Raw genomic sequence first — 18,574 nt, 5'->3', positions numbered from 1 at the left:
ATGGATCGGCCCTATCGCGCCGGCTTGGATGTGGAAACGGCGTTGCAAGAGATAGAGCGCGGCGCCGGCACGCAGTTCGATCCCAACCTCGTGCCCATCTTCGTAAGGGCTGTGCGTGAACAACTCAAAGAGCAGCAAGAGGCTCAACGGCGCGCTGCCTAGTGCAGGCATCCTCTTGAGTCTCTTGGCCCTCTTTTCAAGGATGGAACCTTGCATAAATCATGGAAGATTCTTTCAGACGGTGTATTAGCCTTTGTGCTAAGCCTCATCACGATGTCGGGGCATTGTCTCGAAGCCAAATTGGGGCCGGCAAATTCCCAAGAGAACGAACTTCTCTTCGCAGGTAAGCTCGATGTTGTAAGCGCTTCCCGAACGAAGCAGCCTATAGATCAGGCGCCTGCTGCAGTCACCGTTATTACGGTCGATCAGATAGAAAGCTCTGGCGCTGTAACGCTGCTGGATGTGCTGCGCTATGTGCCGGGGCTGAACGTTTCCGAAAGCAATGCCACCGTAGCCGGTGTTTCTTTGCGTGGCCTAAACTCTTTGCTAACAAACACCCTCCTGGTGATGATTGATGGACGACCGGTAAATCAGGATGTAAGCGGAGGGGTTCCCTGGACTTTCTTACCGCTTGAGTTATTACAGGTGAAACGAATCGAGGTCGTGCGAGGCCCTGGTTCCACTCTGTATGGCGCGAACGCTTTTAACGGCGTGATCAACATCATTACCAAGACGCCCCAAGAAGAGCTAAATGGAGTGCGAAATAATCTTCGCTTCCGCACGATCCTTGGCGGCTATAAAAGCGATTATGACGAGCTTCTGGCTTCCGCTGCTGACCGCCATGGCGATGCCGTTTCTCTGGGTTTTGCCTACAACCATACGGGCGGCTATGGAACGGCCGGAAAGATGGGAGTATGGGATAGTTATGCCACACCGATGGTCAGCTTCGATTTGGATCGTCAAAGTCGGCATGCGAACTATCGTTTGCAAGCGGGAAATGTGGATTCTAGCGAGAACGTTTACCAGGATATTTTTCTTCAAGGGGCACACTTCCATCAATCCTATTTAACTTTCCATTATGATGCGCCGAACACTTCTAATCCACTAATGGTTCGAGCAAGCTACAATAATTACATTGAGACCGCGCAAAATGTAGATTATACGCGCCACTATGTGTTTGAGGGTGAACTACAAAAGCAGAACGCTCTTAATGCAGCCAATACGCTGGTTTACGGCATGAGCCTACGTCATGTCTACTTCCATGCGGGGATCGCGACCCCAGGGCGGCACAACCAGAATCTCTTTGGGCTTTATGTGCAGAACGAGGCGAAACTCGGTAAGGGTTGGATAACCTATACAGGATTTCGTTATGACGACGACTCGCTGGTAGGGTCTCGACTTTCACCCCGCGTCGCAGTGGTCAAAGATTTGGGAGGGCAGCAAACCCTCCGCTTTACCTACGGTACTTCCTACCAAATTCCAAGCCTCATAACGTCCTATGCAAGTTTCTCGGTTCCTGTTGCGCCGATGGTGAGTGAGGGCGTTGTTGGAAACACCCACCTCGCTGCTATTCGATTGCAAGGGGGCGAAATAGATTGGCGAAAAGGCTTCTCCAACGGGTTTGTTGGGGTGAGCGTCTATTACAACAACATCAAAGGGCTGATTGGATCGCTACCGCTCACCTTCTTTCCTTCACCGCCGTTTCCACCCGGTACGCCCTCTTCCGTAACGTTTGGCAATATCGGCAACGCCCGAACCTATGGTTTTGAAGTGGAGAGTGAGGTACAGCTGACGAAGCATCTTCACGGGCTGTTCAACTACGCGTTCGCGAACCAGCATTTTAGCGACAGTAGCGTGGTAGGCCTTTTCCAACCTAACCATATGCTCAATGTTGGGTTGGATTTGGAGCCGGCTGAGCGCTGGGAACTGTTTATGGGGATGCATTTGGTGGGGGCTGTAGGAGCCACTACAGGCGACGGGGGCTTTTACACCGCTCCGGCCTATGTGCGAACCGAGTTAAGAATAGGCTATCGGCTGCGCGAGGGTAAGGAACCGTTGACCATTGCATTGATTGTGCATAATCTCTTTGACGACCGTCATATTGAATTTCCTTTCGATAACGATAGCTCGTTGCCGGCTCAGGTTGCTCCCCAAAGAACCAACTTCTATTTGGCCATTTCCGGTAGCTTCTAAAAGTTCAGCACGAAGAAGCCCTGCTGAGGCAAATGTGGCCGCGCCTAAAGCAGAATGGTAGCTATTGCCCAGCAACTGATAAAATAGGAAGGCATTCTCGCAAGACTGCCTTCCCTTGTTTGCCGCTCTCTATTTTGTGTGCCGCTTTAAGGGAGCAGCTTAAGGTAGAGTGCCCCTAAGTTGTTGGCCGTATAGAGGGCGTTTATTCCGCTTTGTTGTAGCAACTGCAGGTTTGCAAGGTTTACGCTCTCTTGAGCCACATTCACGTCCATAATATTGGCCACGGAGGCGCTAAGGTTGGTTACCGCGTTCGACAGATAGTTTTGGGTGGCCTGTAGCGTATTTTTCTGAAAATTACCCAACTCCGCTGCATAGGTGGTGACTTGACTAAGGGCGGCGTTCGCTATCTGCACGGCGTTGGCGGCTCCGGTGGGCGTGGTGACGTTGATGCTTTGAAGCGACTGGCCCGGAATAGCCGTGGTGCCGAGTTGGGAGGCCTGCATGTTTTGAAAGGCGAAGCTCACCGTCTGCCCCACGTTGGCGCCGATTTGGAATTGGGCCGGATTGGAAGAGATATTGGCCACTGCGACATTGCTTGTACTTGTGGAGTTGCCGGATGCCGTGAGAAGGATTTTATTGCCGCTTGAATCGCTGAGCAGCAGCCCGGAATCGGTGGGGTTGACGCCACCGGTGAAGTTAACGGTTTGGGCCACTGTGCTGCCGTTGATCTGCGTCATCGCCGTGACGGTTGCCAGAGCGTTCTGGCCTACTGCGGTGGTAGCGTTGCCGGCAGCGATGATGGCGCCGGCGCTATCGCTCTCTGTGATGGAGTAGTTGGCGCCGTAGTTTGTTTGGGTAAGAACGATTTTGCCTCCGCTGAAGCCGGCGGACACACCGGTTTGGCTGGAGATTTGGTTGATGCTGTTAATAAGCGACTGCACTGTTTGACCGGAGCTAACCGCGATGCTTTGGCCGTTGATAGTAACCGTGCCCGAGTTGGCGATGGTTGCGTTGGCGCTGGCATAGCTCACCGTACCGGTTATGGTGGCCATGGTGGCAGCTTGGGTTACCGTGATGGTAACATTGCCCGACTGGGTTATCCCATTGGCAAAGTTGCCGCCAAAGCTGGCCGCTGCTATGAGGTTGCTGTTGGTGACAGAGGCGCTTGTGCCGGCCGTACCGTTGAGCAGACTGATGCCGTTGAAGGTGGTGTTGTTGGCGATGTTGTTGATAGCCGCAATGGCCGACTGAATGGCCTGCTGATCGGCAGCGGCGTTGCTGGGGTTGCTTTGGGCATCTAGGGCGCTGGCCTGAATGTTTTGCACGAGGGTGACGATCTGCTGCACCGCCCCAGAGGCGGTCTTTACCTCGTTCACATCGTTCTGGATATTGGAAAGGGCTTGGTTCATGCCGTTTACTTGGGTTTGTAAGTTGGTGGCGATGAGAAAGCCGGAAGGGTCGTCTGCCGGGCTGTTGATACGAAGGCCGGAGCTAAGGCGAAGCAGAGACTGCTGAATCGCCGAGTTCGTTTGGTTTAGGTAGTAACTGGCCGCAAGCGCGTTCAGATTGGTGACGAAAGAGAAATCCATCACTGTAAAGTTATCCTCCATGGGTGTTGTTCGAGCGCCTAATACTGCAAGCGAATTGCTTTGTGCGAACCTCCTGTTTTGCAAAACGACAGGAAAAACGGCTCGGCTTCAGATGGGTTCAGCGCTCTCTGAAGTGGTAATGCCAGATTATCTCTGCATGGAATGTAGGCAATCCTACGAGGTTTCCTGTTAAAGAAGAGAGGTTGGAGTAAAAACTGTTAGAAGTAGGGGGAATGAGGCCCACCACAAAAAAGCAGGTAGTCTTTGCAGACCGGATTGGCAAGCGAGCGCGGCATAACTTAAGCGGTGTTGATCTCCCATTTTAGAACGGTGTCTCTCCTTGATGGACTCGGCCAGGTCTCTTGGCAAAGAGACCTGGCCTCTTTTTCTTGAGCTGATCGGGTAATCTAGATTGGGAAAGACTAAAATAGTTTAGCAGATTATTATCTCTATGCAGACAACAACATCTTTAGGTCGCATCTTGGTTCTCGATCCAACCATGCGCTATCAGACAATCGATCATTTTGGTGCTTCGGACTGTTGGTGGGCCGCCCACATCGGCGCTGAATGGAGCCACGCGAATAAGGAACGGTTGGCGGACCTCCTTTTCTCTATAGAGAAGGGAATAGGGCTGAGCTGCTGGCGCTTCAACCTAACCGGCGGCTATAACCATGTGACCATTCACGACCCTTGGCGCACAGGCGACACGTTTGAAGTGCGCCCCGGCATCTACGATTGGCAGCGGCTGCCGGGGCAGCGCTGGTTTCTGAGAGCGGCCAAAGCACGCGGTGTGCCCAAGTTTTTGGCGTTTGTTAACAGCCCACCGGCGCGAATGACACGTAATGGGCTGACTAACTGCACCGATGGGCTTGGCACTACCAACCTGCTCCCCTCGATGACAAAAGCCTTCGCGCGCTACTTGGGCGACATTTTGCATCACTTTTTGAGCAATCCCGTTGAGGATGAGCGAATTGTTTTTAACTACATTAGCCCGGTTAATGAGCCGCAGTGGGAATGGAATCGAGGCTGCAATCAGGAGGGCAACAGGGCGAGCAATGAGGATATTAAAGCCATAACCATGGCTCTCTATCAAGAACTACAAAGGCAGAAGCTGCCTACGCAGATCGCTTTGGTCGAATCGGGCAACTTTCAAAGTCTCACGCACTACGTAGATTGGATGGAGGCTAAGTATAAAGCCCGTTATGGGAACTATTTGGAAGAACTATTGGGCGATCCGACCATTCAACCCTTGCTCGGCCCACATCTTGGCGCTCATGGGTACGGTTCCGACCATCCGAACGGGTATCTGCTGTCGGTTTGTGGGCAGGTGTCAAAGGCGTTTGCGAGCTATCCTGGGTGGGCTTTCTGGCAAACAGAATACTGTGTTATGGAATGGAAGAGAGACCTCTCGATGGAGACGGCACTCCGTGTGGCGCGGGTGATCCATGCTGACCTAGCTTACGCCAATGCGGCGGCGTGGAACTGGTGGACGGCCGTTTCTCACTACGACTATAAGGATGGATTGATCTACACGGACTATCAGAAGACGGGAGACACGGAAACCATCTATCCCTCGAAGACCTTATGGGTATTGGGCAACTATAGCCGTTTCCTTCGGCCTGGATGGAGGCGGGTGCATATCGAGGGGGACGACGGCTTGGAGGGTGTGCTCGCTTCGGCCTACGTTTCGCCGGAGGTTGACCGAGTAGCTGTTGTGCTTACCAACACGACAGATCGGGCGGTGCCCGTAGCGGTTCAGGCAAAAAATGCGCATCTAGGGGCTTTAACGCCCCATGTAACCAGTGCTACAGACGATCTCAAGTCGTATTCCCCCTTAACTTCGACCAAACCTTACATTCTTGCGTCCCGCTCAGTAACCACATTGACGGGAATGTTGGAGCACTAGCACCGTTTAGACGGTACGGACGCTCGAGTTGCCACGCCATTTTAGGACGAAAGGTTTCGTTTCCCTTAAGTAGGGATTATGACTTGTTGGGTATCCATGGGGCGGTCAAGACGGAGGTATTCTCTAAAAAGTATTCGTGAGCTTAAATTCAGTCTCTCGTTTTTGGAGGCGCCGGGCCTAATGTCGTTCCTTCTAGAATCGTAACGGGTACTAGCGTCTGGCGTATCTCAACTTCGCGTCCCTCCACGTAATCCACCAGGAGCGCGACGGCCGCTTCCGCCAGTGCGTTCAGGTCTACTTTCACCGAGGTCACACGATGCCGTGTTGCTGCCGGCCAGTAGAGACCGTCGTAGCCCACTATCGAAAGCTGTTCGGGAATTTTTACACCTAAGCTTTCGCAGATTTCAAGCACCCAGTACGCGAGGCGATCGCGCCAACAAAAGAGGGCGGTCGGAGGATGAGCACTGCAGAGAAGTTGCTGTAGAGGGCCGGTCATAATGCCATGATAGTCTATAATACGCTCAGGTGGAATCTCGACCCCGTAGGTGCGCAGCGCCGTCCGCATCTGCTCGATGCGCTCCTCTGTTTCATAGAGCCTGTCGCTCAGTTCAGCCAAAATGGCCACATCATGGTGTCCCAACCGATAGAGCCGTTCGGCCAGTTGTTGAATGCCCGAGGCCGTGTCGTCGCATACCCCTGGAAGCGCGCCTTCGGGGTCAAAACGTGAGACGAGCACGGTGGGCAGGCGTGAGCGACGTAGGTAGGGCAACAGCGGATCATGGCGACGCGGTGCCCACAATAGCACCCCATCCACAACGCCTCCGTTAAGATGGCGATATTCCTCGATGGGTGTACGGCTAAAATCGCAGTGGACGAGGATGTCGTAACCGCGCTTTCCTGCCGCCCGTTCAATGGCGGAGGTGAAGATATCAAGGTAGAGATCGTCAGCAGAGCGATTACGAAAGCCGTTATAGAAGGAGAGGATGCGCGTAGTGCCCCGACGCAAGGAGTGCACAAGGCGATTAGGCACATAGTCGAGTTCAGCTGCCGCCTGCCGCACGCGCCTAAGCACCTCTTCGGATATGCGGTGTTGTTCGGCCTTGCCGGTAAGCACAAAAGAGGCCGTTGTTTTCGAGACTCCGGCACGCTTTGCCACTTGAGCTAGGGTAGCTCGCTTCGCTCTATGCCGATTCGGTTCTTGAGGTGGCGACATGTTTAATCCTGTTGGAGGGATTTGCGATATAAAACGAAATTAGACATAAAAGAGCACAAAAAACCGATTTTGACGATCAACATCTCACGAAACAGATATTCATGGCACAATTATACCTTCCGCTTGGCGCGTGAAGTAGCGAGTGCGCTTCCCTGTCTCGCTGGAGAAGGCGAGCATTGGCTTTCGTACAATTGAGAGGCTTCTAACAATTGAGGCTAGGATGTGAGCTTGAATAGTCACTTTTGGTCTAGCTATCTCGGTTTGAGACAACTTGGTGAAAATCTGTCAAAATAGAATTGTGGGTGTGATGCGGTTTGTTGTGAGAGGCAAATGATGAATGCGCTGGAGTCATCAGAACCTATAAGGCGGTATCTCCCACTGCTGTGGGAGAGAGAAGAGGCGGCGATTGCTGCCGCGCAGAGCCTCTATAGGGGGCCTAAAGAGATGCCTCTTGCCGTAAAGCAGGAGCAGAACTGGGCTGTTGATACATTTCTGGCGACCTTGCTCCGACAGAACCCGAAAAAACCTAAATATCTCCGATATCAGCGACAGGCCGTAATCACCGCTGCTATCCACGCCATCCACCAATTAGAAAACCAGCCTAACTTGCTTTTAACGTATGTGATGGTCAGCCTCTTCCCCGCCCTATATGTTGCCGACCCCAAGTTGGCCGAAACTCTCTGTCACACCTTGGTTGTGCTGTATCATAAGGAGGCCTTCTTCCTCGCTCCGAAGCCGCAAGTCTACTGGCTTGAATGGACGTTTCGACATGCACTGCTAACCCAGCACCCTCAAGACCTCACCGTTCTTTGGCAACAGCTCGACGCCGACGACCCTATTGCACGCGAGGCCGCTCGCTGTGCCCTGCAGTGGCTGCGTGCGGTTCACGCAACACAGCACCTGCTTTTTGGGCTTCACTATGTAAAAGATCATGCCCTGCGCATGAACGTGGTGGGCATGTTAGAGGAGATCGCCGAACCGCAAGTGCTGATGGCTTTAGCACGACTGCATCGCGAAACCGCAGAGACCGATTGGCCGCTCTCACGACGTATCGCCCGCGCTGTGCACATCATTGCGCAGCAGAACGCGGCTCCAAACCCTCTCACACTACTGCGCCCAGCCGACCCTCCCGATCCTTTCGCCGATCTGCTGCATCCGGCTATTTCTGGCGCTTATGGTGGCAAAGAGACGAGCCGAACATCGTTGCTGCGCTCGGCGGACGAACCATCCGATAGAGAGAAGAGCCTTTAAGTTTGCTTCGTCTGTTACCAATAGGCTATCAAAACAACAAGGTGTAAAGAAAACTGCTGCCACTCCATATAGACCCTCAAACCTTATGCCTCCCCCAAACCCTTTGGCAGGAGAAAGCTATAGGGGCATCGAATTGAAAAACGTCTTGAAAAACTTTTTGAACAAGGAGATGAGACATTGGCAGAAGACGGGAAGATCGGGGTAGCAATGCTTTCTTTCGCGCACGTCCATGCGCGCGACTATGCGGCTCAAATCGAAGCGAACCCCCATCTGAAGTTGGTGGCCGTGTGGGATGAAGACCCGGCCCGGGGACGTATGGAAGCAGAGCGCCGGGGGGTGCCCTTTTATGCGCTGCTGGATCAGGTTTTGAACCTTCCCGAGGTGGAAGCGGTGGTGGTGAATGCACCCACCTTCATGCATCGTGATATTCTGGTGGCCGCCGCACAGGCAAAAAAACATATCTTTACCGAGAAGGCGCTCACCATTACCGTGCAAGAGGCTACTGAGGTGATGCGTGCTGTGGAGGACGCCGGTATTCGATTCATGATCTCGCTGCCATCGCGCACCCGTCCGGAGATTCTGTTTGCTAAGAAGCTGATAGATGAGAACTACTTGGGAGACATCACCCTTATGCGAGCGCGCGTTGCCCATATGGCCGCTCTCGATCGCTGGTTCTCCGGCGGTTCTGCCTGGTTCGGTGAGGAGAGCAAGGCCGGGGGGGGAGCCTTCTTTGACTTAGGGTGTCACAGAGTAGACATCATGCGATGGTTCCTCGGTGAGCCGGCCTCCGTGGTCGCCCAGATGACGAACTTCAGCGGCGCCTACGAGGTGGATGACAATATGGTGGCCACCGTTACCTTTCGAAGCGGTGCCATCGGTATTCTGGATGTCTCTTGGGTGCATCGCTACGGTCCCAACCCGCTGGAGATTTACGGAACCCAAGGCTATCTGGGCATTGACCAGGGGCCGGCAGGGCCTCGCATTCAGTTGATCAGCCAGCGCGTAACTTCCGGGGAAATCCAAGGTTGCGTAACGCCATCGCCGTCGTCCTTGCCGAAAGCGCTGCCCTCACCGATGGAGCAGTGGGTAAGCGCTATTCGCGAGGGCACCGTACCGACCATCAACATCTACGATGCCTGGGCGCTAACGCAGATGCTGGAAAACTGCTATAAAGCAGCCCGCGAACATCGAGAGGTCGTTTTTTAGGGATGGCGCGGGTTCTCGAAGCACCGGATGGGCGCGACTCCTACGAGGTAGTCTATGCCTTCGTACGGCGCGTGCCCCCGGGTAAGGTGGTGACGTACGGACAGGTGGCCGAGATGGTGGAGGAGATGCGACTTACAGCGCGCCAGGTGGGGGTGGCGATGCGCTACGCGCCGCCCGATGTTCCCTGGCAAAGGGTGGTTGGGGCAGGGGGCTACCTCCCCATCGCAAAAAGGGCGCCGGAGGCGATGCAACGGCAGATCACGTTGCTCCGAGCCGAAGGAGTGCCCTTTCACCCGAGCGACCCATATCGTGTAGATATGGCCAAAGCACAGTGGTTTCCGGGGCCTTCCCTGTTTGAACCGGCGGAAGAGGTGCGATGATCTATCGTGAGCTAGGTGCAACCGGTTTACGCGCCTCGATCCTCGGTTACGGGGCCTCTCCTTTAGGTGGCGAGTTCGGCCCGATTGATGAGACGGAGGGGATTCGCACGGTTCACGCGGCCCTCGACGCCGGCATTAACTACTTCGATGTGGCGCCCTACTACGGGCGTACTCGCGCGGAAAGCGTTCTAGGGCGTGCCTTAAGAACTATCCCACGCAAAGCCTATATCTTGGCCACCAAAGTGGGGCGCTACGACACAGATCGGTTCGATTTTTCTGCCGATAGGGTCGTTAGCAGCGTGGAGGAGAGCTTACAGCGGCTCGGCGTGGAGACCATTGATGTCATCCAATGTCACGACATCGAGTTTGGCTCCCTAAACCAGATCGTGGAGGAGACACTGCCGGCCTTGGAGCGGTTGCGGCAGCAGGGCAAGGTGCGCTTCATCGGCATCACGGGCTATCCTCTTTACATCTTTCGTTATGTGCTGCCTCGTGCTAAGGTAGATACCGTTCTCTCTTACTGTCGCTACACACTCTGCAACACCGATTTGGAGAGCTTGCTCCCGTGGTTTCAGGAGCAGAAACTGGGCATCGTTAACGCCTCGCCGTTGGCCATGGGGTTGTTAACAGATGCAGGCCCGCCGAATTGGCATCCCGCTTCGGAGGCCCTTCGGATGGCCGCCGCACAAGCGGCCGCCTTTTGTCGGGAAAAGGGCAAAGACCTCGCAGAGCTGGCGCTGCAGTTCGCATTGGCCAATCCGGCCATCCATGTAACGCTGGTGGGTATGGCCGACCGTAAAACGCTGGAGAGGAATCTGCGTTGTGTGGGTGCGATGCCCGATTTGCAACTACTTCATAAAGTTCGCGGGTTCTTTCAAGGAATCGTTACAACCTGGCCTAGTGGGAGACCGGAGAATCAATAAATGAGCAACACCACAATACTGCAGTTTGGCGGGGGGCGTTTTCTGCGCGCTTTCACCGATCTTTTCGTTCAACAAGCCAACGAAGCCGGCCAAGGAATCGGGCAGGTGGTGGTGCTGCAGTCCACCGATTCGGGCTATGCCGAGAAGCTGAATGCGCAACAGGGGCGCTTTCATGTGGCCATTCGAGGAATCGATCGGGGAGAGACAATAGATACGGTTCATGAGGTGGCCTGTGTGCAGCACGCGCTGATCATTCAACGTCAGTGGGAGGAGATCGTGGCGCTTGCCCGCTCCCCCCATTTGCGCTTCATTATCTCTAATACCACCGAGGCCGGTTTGGCGCTTGCAGAGGGCGACTCGCGAGATGCTAAACCACCTGCCTCTTTTCCCGCACGTCTACTTGCACTTTTGAGGGCGCGTTTTGAAGCGGGGCTTCCCGGAGTGGCCATCATTCCCTGCGAATTGCGCGAGCATAATGCCGATCTGTTGCTTTCGCTCGTTCTTTCTCAGGCAAAAGCCTGGCAGGAGAGAGAGGCGTTGCTGCAATGGTTACAGGAAGAGTGTGTTTGGACCAATACCTTGGTAGACCGTATCGTGACCGATCGCCCACCCGACTACACCCTCTTTCCCGAAGATGCGTTGCTGGCCGTCGCCGAGCCTTACGCGCTTTGGGCTTTGGAAAACAAGCCTTTGCCGGGGCCGTTCCCCGAACTGCCCCCTATTTTGCGCGTGCCCGACGTAGAACCCTATTTTTTGCGAAAGGTGCGCATTCTCAACGGAGCCCATACCGCTCTATTGAGTCAGGCCATGCCGCGTGGTTACCAAACGGTAAGAGAGGCGTTGGCCGACCCCGAAGTTCTCACGTGGCTGAAACGTCTGTTATTTGACGAGATCGTGCCGACCCTCGAAGGGCGCGTGGAAGACCCCAAAGCCTTCGCGGAGCAGGTTCTTGAGCGCTTTGCAAACCCCTTCCTGCACCATCGGCTAACCGATATCGCCAAAAACCATCGTCAAAAAGTGCCGGTGCGCCTGCTTCCTACGTACGAAGAGTATAAGGCGCGCTTTGGCAAAACCCCTCGCCTTTTGGAACAGGCGATCGCGTTTCATCCAGAAGGAGCACCATCATGAAAACCTTGATCTTAGAGCAGCCGGGCCGTCTGGTTTTGGCGGATACGCCGCAACCTACTTTCGACCCGAAAACGGAAGCCTTGGTGCGCGTGCATCGTGTGGGCGTTTGCGGTACCGATCTGCATGCCTTTCACGGGCGTCAACCGTTCTTTTCTTATCCACGCATTTTAGGGCATGAGCTAGGAGTCGAAATCGTTGAGATCGGCCCCAACGATAGGGGGCTGGAGCCAGGCGATCGCTGTGCCGTTGAGCCTTATCTTCATTGTGGGCGATGTGTGGCTTGCCGGCGCGGGGCACCGAACTGCTGCTTGAACCTAAAAGTGATGGGCGTGGGAATAGACGGTGGCATGCGGGAGTTCGTCGCCGTCCCTCTTCAGAAACTGCATCGTGCCAACAGCCTTTCGTGGGAGCAGCTCGCTTTAGTGGAGACGCTGTGCATCGGCGCCCATGCGGTCTATCGCGCCGACCCCAAGCCGGGTGAGCTTGTGCTGGTGGTAGGGGCCGGCCCCATAGGGTTAAGCGTATTGGAGTTTGTGCAGCTTGCCGGCGGTACGCCTATCGTAATGGATACCAACCCCAAACGCCTTGCCTTTTGCCGTGAGAAGCTGCATGTAGCCCACACAATAGATGCTACGCAGAACCCTTTGGAGGCTTTGCTGGAGATAAGTAAGGGCGAACTGGCGACCGTTGTTTTCGATGCAACCGGCAACCCGAACTCCATGATGCAGGCCTTCCGCTATGTAGCCCATAGTGGGAAGCTGGTTTTCGTGGGGCTATTCCAAGGAGACGTCACTTTTAACGACCCAGATTTCCATCGGCGTGAAACCACGCTTTTGGCCACACGTAACGCGCGCCCTGAGGAGTTTATGCAGGTCATTCGCCTCTTTGAGGCCGCAAAGATCGCCATAGAGCCTTGGGTGGGCGAACGTGCTAAGTGTGAGGAGGTGCCGGAGCGCTTTCTGCAGTGGACGGCACCCGATCGCGCCATTATCAAGCCGATGATCGTGTTCGACTAGGAGCGATTGTCGGCAAGGAAAGCTTGAAGGAGACATCCGGTCTTGGAGCAAAAACGAAATCGAATTCTGATCGCGGTGCTGGACGGCGTGGGGGCCGGTGAGTTGCCCGATGCTGCCGCCTACGGGGATGAGGGCAGCAACACCTTGGCCCATACAGCCGACGCCGTGGGAGGCCTAAAACTGCCTACGATGGGGCGACTCGGCCTTGGCAATGTGACCCCTATCAAGGGAGTTCCGCCGGAACCGAACTCTCTTGCAGGCTGGGGCAAGATGCGCGAGGCCTCTGCCGGAAAGGACACAATGACGGGGCATTGGGAGATGGCCGGGCTGATACAGACGCGGCCTTTCCCCACCTACCCACACGGCTTTCCAAAGGAGATTATCCAGGCTTTCGAGGAGGCTATCGGCACCAAGACGCTCGGCAACGTTCCGGCTTCGGGCACCGTTATTATTCAGCAGCTCGGTGAGGAGCATCTGCGGACAGGCTATCCTATTGTCTACACTTCCGCTGATAGCGTCTTTCAGGTGGCAATGCACGAAGCGATCTATCCTATTGAGCGCCAATACGCCATCTGCCAGATCGCCCGCGATCTCCTGAAAGGAGAAAACGCGGTGGGACGGGTGATATGCCGCCCCTTTGCGGGGGAGCCGGGGCATTTTTATCGTACGGAACGCCGTAAAGATTTCCCCCTAACGCCTCCACCAACCGTTTTGGATGCACTGCAGGAGGCGGGGCACAAAGTACACGCCATCGGCAAAATCTACGAGATTTTTAACGGGCGCGGCATTGACACCTGGGACCATACCACCAACAATGCCGACCACACAGCCGCCCTGTTGCGTGCCGCCCAAGAGAACCGCTCCTCACTCATCTTCGCCAATTTGGAGGATTTTGATATGCTCTACGGCCATCGCAACGATCCGCAAGGGATGGCGAAGGCCCTTGAGGCTTGGGATGCCGCACTGCCCGCCATTTTGGAAGCTCTGAAACCTGGTGACTTGCTGCTGATCACGGCGGATCATGGCAACGATCCTACCACACCCTCTACCGATCATTCTCGGGAGTACCCCTTTCTACTTGCTTACGGCCCCGATCTGCGGCAGGGAGTGGCGTTAGGTGTGCGCCAAACCTATGCCGATATCGCAGCAACCATTCGCGATGCCTTCCGGTTGCCGCCGGGCGAGCACGGCACAAGCTTTTTATCGGAACTGCTCGTCTCCTAGAAAACAGGGCACAGCTTGACACAGGGGAAGAGTACAGGATAATATATCTCTTGCAATTTGAGGAAAACAGGCAGCGGATCGTAGGGCATGAGACGATCCGCCCTTTGGTATGCCTCAAAACCGCTATCGTTTGTAAATTTCGGGACGGAGGGGTTGTCTTGACCACATCGCAAAATCGGAGAATGCTTCTTCTCATTTTAGTGCTGGCCATATTCTCGATTTTTGTCTCTGTAACAAAGCGAGATTGGCATATAGGGCCTTTTCACCTCGATACCAGGCCGCGCTATGGGCTTGACATTCGTGGAGGTCTGCGCGTTGTCCTCCATCCCGATGTAGACCTCTATAACAAAGAGCATCCGGGGCATCCGTGGGGGCCCGAACAGCTCTCGCTCGTTCGTCACATCATCGAAAATCGCGTTAACTTCTCCGGTGTAACCGAACCCCTGATTATTACCCGTCCCGAAACGAACCAGATCATTGTAGAGCTGCCCGGTGTGCGCGATCGGCAGGCGGCTATTAATGAATTGAAAGCCACTGCCGACCTTCGGTTCTACCTGCTACCACAACTCGGCAGCCACGACAACTCGCGGCCTGCTATATGGCATCAGGAGATACAAAGAGACCCCAAAACCGGCGCCGAAGTGGATGTGCTGATTGACAACCAAACCGGCAAACCGGTGACGCCACAAGAGCTGCAAGAGCAGGTCTTCGACAACCCCAACCTTCTGGTGGCAACCGGCGCTGACCTCTTACCGAACTGTGAAGCCCGCTTAGACCCCATCACCAACAAGCCCATTCTCACGTTCCAGTTTAACGAGAAAGGTTCGGCGGCTTTCGAGCAGGCGACGAGGGCCAATATCGGGCGTTATTTGGGGATTTTCTTGGATAACCGCCTGCTTACGGCGCCCTATATCGAGAGCGTGATATCGGGTCAAGGGCAGATTGAAGGCATCGCCACCCTTAAAGAGGCCAAAGCGCTTGCCGATGAGCTGAATGCCGGTGCGCTGCCCGTGCCCCTCCAGTTGCAAGAGGTGCGGAGCCTGGAGGCGACTTTGGGGCAGGAGGCCGTTCACACAACCACGATTGCGGGAGTTTGGGGGCTAGTTCTAGTTTTACTGTTCATGCTATTTTGGTACCGCCTGCCCGGATTGCTTGCGGATGTGGCTCTCATTCTCTATGCGTTCTTCTCTATTGCCATTTTTAAGCTGATTCCGGTTACCTTTACTCTGCCTGGCATAGCGGGGTTCATCTTATCCATCGGAATGGCGGTAGATGCCAACATTCTTATTTTCGAGCGCTTTAAAGAGGAGTTGCGGGCGGGGCAGCCGTTGCGGGCCGCTATTGATGCCGGTTTTAATCGCGCCTTCTCTGCCATCTTCGACTCGAACGTCTGTACGGTCATCACCTGTTGCGTGCTCTACTACTTCGGTACAGGGCCTATTCGTGGCTTCGCGTTGACGCTTGGCTTTGGCGTGGCCGTAAGTATGTTTACGGCCATCACCGTTACGCGCACTTTCCTCTTTGCCCTTGTTAACTTCGATTTTGCACGCAACGAAAAGATGTACGGGCTTAGCGACCGCTCTTGGAACCTCCGCGTGATGCGATGGCCTTGGCTCTGGTTGGGCATATCCGCCTTGGTTATTGTGCCGGGCATGATCGCTTGGGGGATGGGGGGTATCAAGCCTTCCATAGATTTCAAGGGAGGCACCGAGATAACGCTCTCCTATAAAACGCCGCATACCGCTGCCGAAATCGAGCGCATTTTGATGCAGAACGGCTATAAAGACAGCCGCGTTGTAATTTCGGAAGAGCCGAACGCCCCGATAGATAAACACTTGGCGATTGTTACCACACGGCGGCTGACCAACGAGCAGCGCATTCAATTGATAGATGCGCTAACCCATAACGGAGCCGACCTCGTGCCCGGCTTAACGCCCGCCACAGTCGCCTACGCCGACGTTAGCGGCACGGTGAGCCGCCAGCTCACGGAGGATGCCGTGAAGGCGGTGATTATTGCCGAACTGCTTATCGTGTTCTACCTCGCCTTCCGATTCGCCATCGGTGGTTTCCTCGAAGGGCTTCAGTATGGGATTTGTGCTGTATTGGCGTTGGTGCATGATGTGGCCGTGCTTTGGGGCAGCTTCGCTATTCTAGGCCTTCTCTACAATTGGCAGATAGATAGTCTCTTCGTTACGGCCATGCTTACGGTCATCGGGTTCTCCGTGCACGACACGATTATCATTTTCGACCGCATTCGAGAAAACCTGCTACATCGAGCACGTGGTGAGACGTTCTCTTCCCTCGTGGATCGCTCGATCAACCAGACCTTTTCGCGTTCTATAAAAACCTCTTTTACCGTTATTTTGGTTTTACTCGCCCTCTTCATCTTCGGAAGCAGCGAGATCCATCAGTTTGCGGCGGCGTTGCTTATCGGGATCATCAGCGGAACCTACTCTTCCATCTTCAATGCCAGCGTTCTGTTGGTGCTTTGGAAGCGTTTCCGAGGCCAAGACAAGGTGGTGGCCCCCATTCTTGCTACGCCCTCTACAAGTGTCTCGACAAAGTCGGTGCTCACCGTGCCGGGGGATAGACCCATTGTTACACCCAAGTCCGAGCCGGAGGTGGCAACAACGCCGGCTCCAACCGGCAATGCCGAATCGGGCACGGGTAGCTCTTCGGAGAGCAAAGCAGGGGCGCGTCGCCGTCGCCCGGTGCGTCGGCGAAGACTGTAACGGCTTAGAAGGATACCTTCGTTAAAATAGCGTTCATCTTTTGTGGGAAGAAGCCTGCGTCTTTTCTTACTCGACGGTTTGGCGCCAGCGTAGAGCCGTAGATAAGTATTTCGTGCGCAATAAGAGCGAATCTCGTTAGAAAAAAGAAGGAATCGCGCTACAAAAAGACGAATTAACCTACTGTATTGGGCACTGCATGAGGAGCCTTCACCAAGAGCTTTGGTGCTGTGCCGAGAGGAGTAAAGAGAGAATATGTCGGATGAAACGGTTCAGGAGCGCACATTGGAGGTTCATGCCCAAAGTGAACCTGAAGAGCAGCCCTCTGCGCAGGAAGGTTCCCTAAGCGAACAACCGGCGCAAGAGGAGTTGGCATCGGCCGTTGTCTCTTCAGAAACCACAAGGGCTGAGGAGGAAGAAGAGGCCACTTTACAGCCTCCTGAGCCACCCGCTTCGCCTGCGGCAGAGACAAGTGATGCCGAGGACATTGGAACCGACTATGCCAGCTCGTTTCGAGAGCTGCGTAAGGGAGATATTATTGAAGGCGTGGTGATGCGGATAGACCGTGAGGAGGTGCTTGTTGATGTAGGAGCCAAATCGGAAGGCATTATTCCGCTAAACGAGCTATCGCGCCAGAGCAATGTGCCGCCCGAAACCGTGGTCTCCGTTGGGGAGCGGATATGGGTTTATGTGCTTGAGCCGGAGAATGACTTTGGAAACCCCATTCTCTCGAAACGACGGGCCGATCTGGAGCGAACTTGGGTGGAGCTAAAACAAGCGCTCTCAACGAACACGAATGTCGAGGGTAAAGTAGTGGCCCATGTAAAAGGAGGACTGCAGGTAGCCGTCGGTCAGCAGGCTCTCATCGGTTTTGTTCCCGCCTCGCATGTAGGGCTTGAAGGGCCACGGGTTAACTTGGAGCGCTATGTGGGAAAGACTATTCCCCTTAAGGTTTTAGAGGTAGACCGCAGTCATAAAAAGATCATCCTCTCGAATCGGCTTGCTGTGGAGGAAGAACGGCGCCGTAGGCTCGAAGAGGCGAAGGCCAGTATCGAGCCGGGGCAGATCCGGCGTGGCGTGGTGCGTCGTCTCACCAACTATGGCGCCTTTGTGGACCTGGGCGGTATTGATGGGCTATTGCATATCTCCGAGATGTCATGGGGCCGCCTTAACCATCCCAAAGAGGTGCTACGCGAGGGACAAGAGATAGATGTCTATATCATCAAAGTGGACTTCGAGCAGGAGCGGGTCTCTCTCAGTCTGCGACGGACGCAGCCGGACCCTTGGGAGAAGGTGGCGACTCTTTATCGTGAAGGAGACGTGCTGACAGGCACGGTAACCCGTGTGATCGATTCGGGCGCCTTTGTGCAACTTGAGGAGGGAATCGAGGGGTATTTGCCGAATTCTGAAATGCTTCGCGATGGCTCCGGCCGTATTATGCCCCCTGCGGTAGGGGAAGAGGTTACGGTAAAGCTGCTGCGCCTGCGCCTAGATGAACGAAAAATGACCCTATCACAACGGGCCGCCGTTCCTGCGGAACCTGTTGTGGTTGAGGAGCCACCGCCACCACCGCCGACCGAACCTGCCAGCAGTAAGCGGAAACGAAGTAAAAAGCGAGGTCGGCGCTCGGATGAAGATGAGGATTATGGGCGCTACGCTGGCGAGCCTGAGGAGCAGCCCCTCAACACCCTGCGCGATGCCTTCAAGGCCGCGAGGCGCCGTGCGCGTCAGGAAGAGATCGGGGAGGAGGAGGTTCTCCTAGATGAGGAACTCGAAGATGCCTCCTCGGGAGAGGAAGAGGGCTAAAGGTATCGCC

Annotated in this window: 13 protein-coding genes; 11 read left to right on the top strand and 2 right to left on the bottom strand. The window is 54.9% G+C overall.

Features of this window, described 5'->3' with window-relative positions; all coding sequences use genetic code 11:
* Positions 1 to 210: 210 nt before the first annotated feature.
* Positions 211 to 2,193 (top strand): TonB-dependent receptor plug domain-containing protein, encoded by a 1,983-nt coding sequence (locus VKV29_RS12500; protein WP_324201643.1) that lies wholly within the window; start codon positions 211 to 213, stop codon positions 2,191 to 2,193.
* Positions 2,194 to 2,339: 146 nt separating this feature from the next.
* On the opposite strand, the gene VKV29_RS12495 is transcribed toward VKV29_RS12500, so the two are convergent.
* Positions 2,340 to 3,782 (bottom strand): flagellin, encoded by a 1,443-nt coding sequence (locus tag VKV29_RS12495; protein ID WP_324201642.1) that lies wholly within the window; start codon positions 3,780 to 3,782, stop codon positions 2,340 to 2,342.
* Positions 3,783 to 4,233: 451 nt separating this feature from the next.
* Between VKV29_RS12495 and VKV29_RS12490 the strand changes: the two genes are divergently transcribed.
* Positions 4,234 to 5,688, top strand: coding sequence for a glycoside hydrolase (locus VKV29_RS12490; protein WP_324201641.1), 1,455 nt, complete (start codon positions 4,234 to 4,236; stop codon positions 5,686 to 5,688).
* 148 nt (positions 5,689 to 5,836) lie between these two features.
* Here the strand turns inward: VKV29_RS12490 and VKV29_RS12485 are convergent, their stop codons facing one another.
* Positions 5,837 to 6,901, bottom strand: a complete 1,065-nt coding sequence (locus VKV29_RS12485; RefSeq protein WP_324201640.1) for a LacI family DNA-binding transcriptional regulator — start codon at positions 6,899 to 6,901, stop codon at positions 5,837 to 5,839.
* A gap of 330 nt (positions 6,902 to 7,231) precedes the next feature.
* Here VKV29_RS12485 and VKV29_RS12480 point away from each other — a divergent pair, with 330 nt between their 5' ends.
* The 9 genes from VKV29_RS12480 (at position 7,232) to VKV29_RS12440 (ending at position 18,564) form a co-directional block, all read left to right on the top strand.
* Entirely contained in the window at positions 7,232 to 8,152 is a 921-nt protein-coding gene (locus VKV29_RS12480; protein WP_324201639.1) for a hypothetical protein, read from the top strand.
* Positions 8,153 to 8,329: 177 nt separating this feature from the next.
* Positions 8,330 to 9,358: a Gfo/Idh/MocA family oxidoreductase gene (locus tag VKV29_RS12475; protein ID WP_324201638.1), complete on the top strand. Its 1,029-nt coding sequence runs from the start codon at positions 8,330 to 8,332 to the stop codon at positions 9,356 to 9,358.
* Between the two features lie 2 nt (positions 9,359 to 9,360).
* Positions 9,361 to 9,738 (top strand): MGMT family protein, encoded by a 378-nt coding sequence (locus VKV29_RS12470; RefSeq protein ID WP_324201637.1) that lies wholly within the window; start codon positions 9,361 to 9,363, stop codon positions 9,736 to 9,738.
* A complete protein-coding gene (locus VKV29_RS12465; RefSeq protein ID WP_324201636.1) occupies positions 9,735 to 10,661 on the top strand; it encodes an aldo/keto reductase in 927 nt (308 codons plus the stop codon). Before VKV29_RS12470 ends, VKV29_RS12465 begins: the two co-directional genes overlap by 4 nt.
* On the top strand, positions 10,662 to 11,789 hold the full coding sequence (locus VKV29_RS12460) for an altronate dehydrogenase (RefSeq protein ID WP_324201635.1): 1,128 nt from the start codon (positions 10,662 to 10,664) through the stop codon (positions 11,787 to 11,789).
* Positions 11,786 to 12,805 carry a zinc-binding alcohol dehydrogenase family protein gene (locus VKV29_RS12455; protein WP_324201634.1) on the top strand — a complete coding sequence of 340 codons (1,020 nt, stop codon included), beginning with the start codon at positions 11,786 to 11,788 and terminating at the stop codon, positions 12,803 to 12,805. Before VKV29_RS12460 ends, VKV29_RS12455 begins: the two co-directional genes overlap by 4 nt.
* A 42-nt stretch (positions 12,806 to 12,847) precedes the next feature.
* Positions 12,848 to 14,029: a phosphopentomutase gene (locus VKV29_RS12450; protein WP_324201633.1), complete on the top strand. Its 1,182-nt coding sequence runs from the start codon at positions 12,848 to 12,850 to the stop codon at positions 14,027 to 14,029.
* Between the two features lie 158 nt (positions 14,030 to 14,187).
* Positions 14,188 to 16,761: a protein translocase subunit SecD gene (secD, locus tag VKV29_RS12445; RefSeq protein WP_324201632.1), complete on the top strand. Its 2,574-nt coding sequence runs from the start codon at positions 14,188 to 14,190 to the stop codon at positions 16,759 to 16,761.
* Positions 16,762 to 17,013: 252 nt separating this feature from the next.
* Positions 17,014 to 18,564 carry a 30S ribosomal protein S1 gene (locus VKV29_RS12440; protein ID WP_324201631.1) on the top strand — a complete coding sequence of 517 codons (1,551 nt, stop codon included), beginning with the start codon at positions 17,014 to 17,016 and terminating at the stop codon, positions 18,562 to 18,564.
* The last annotated feature ends 10 nt before the right edge of the window (positions 18,565 to 18,574 follow it).

This window comes from Chthonomonas sp. (assembly GCF_035294165.1).
In the GTDB taxonomy this organism is placed as follows: domain Bacteria; phylum Armatimonadota; class Chthonomonadetes; order Chthonomonadales; family Chthonomonadaceae; genus Chthonomonas.
This window is presented reverse-complemented; position numbering and strand designations above follow the sequence as displayed.

Bases quoted from the DNA above. Each gene is read 5' to 3' on its own strand.
- VKV29_RS12485 (WP_324201640.1), bottom strand. From the start codon at position 6,901: ATGTCGCCACCTCAAGAACCGAATCGGCATAGAGCGAAGCGAGCTACC.
- VKV29_RS12470 (WP_324201637.1), top strand. From the start codon at position 9,361: ATGGCGCGGGTTCTCGAAGCACCGGATGGGCGCGACTCCTACGAGGTA.
- VKV29_RS12490 (WP_324201641.1), top strand. From the start codon at position 4,234: ATGCAGACAACAACATCTTTAGGTCGCATCTTGGTTCTCGATCCAACC.
- VKV29_RS12465 (WP_324201636.1), top strand. From the start codon at position 9,735: ATGATCTATCGTGAGCTAGGTGCAACCGGTTTACGCGCCTCGATCCTC.
- VKV29_RS12460 (WP_324201635.1), top strand. From the start codon at position 10,662: ATGAGCAACACCACAATACTGCAGTTTGGCGGGGGGCGTTTTCTGCGC.
- VKV29_RS12440 (WP_324201631.1), top strand. From the start codon at position 17,014: ATGTCGGATGAAACGGTTCAGGAGCGCACATTGGAGGTTCATGCCCAA.
- VKV29_RS12455 (WP_324201634.1), top strand. From the start codon at position 11,786: ATGAAAACCTTGATCTTAGAGCAGCCGGGCCGTCTGGTTTTGGCGGAT.
- VKV29_RS12495 (WP_324201642.1), bottom strand. From the start codon at position 3,782: ATGGATTTCTCTTTCGTCACCAATCTGAACGCGCTTGCGGCCAGTTAC.
- VKV29_RS12480 (WP_324201639.1), top strand. From the start codon at position 7,232: ATGATGAATGCGCTGGAGTCATCAGAACCTATAAGGCGGTATCTCCCA.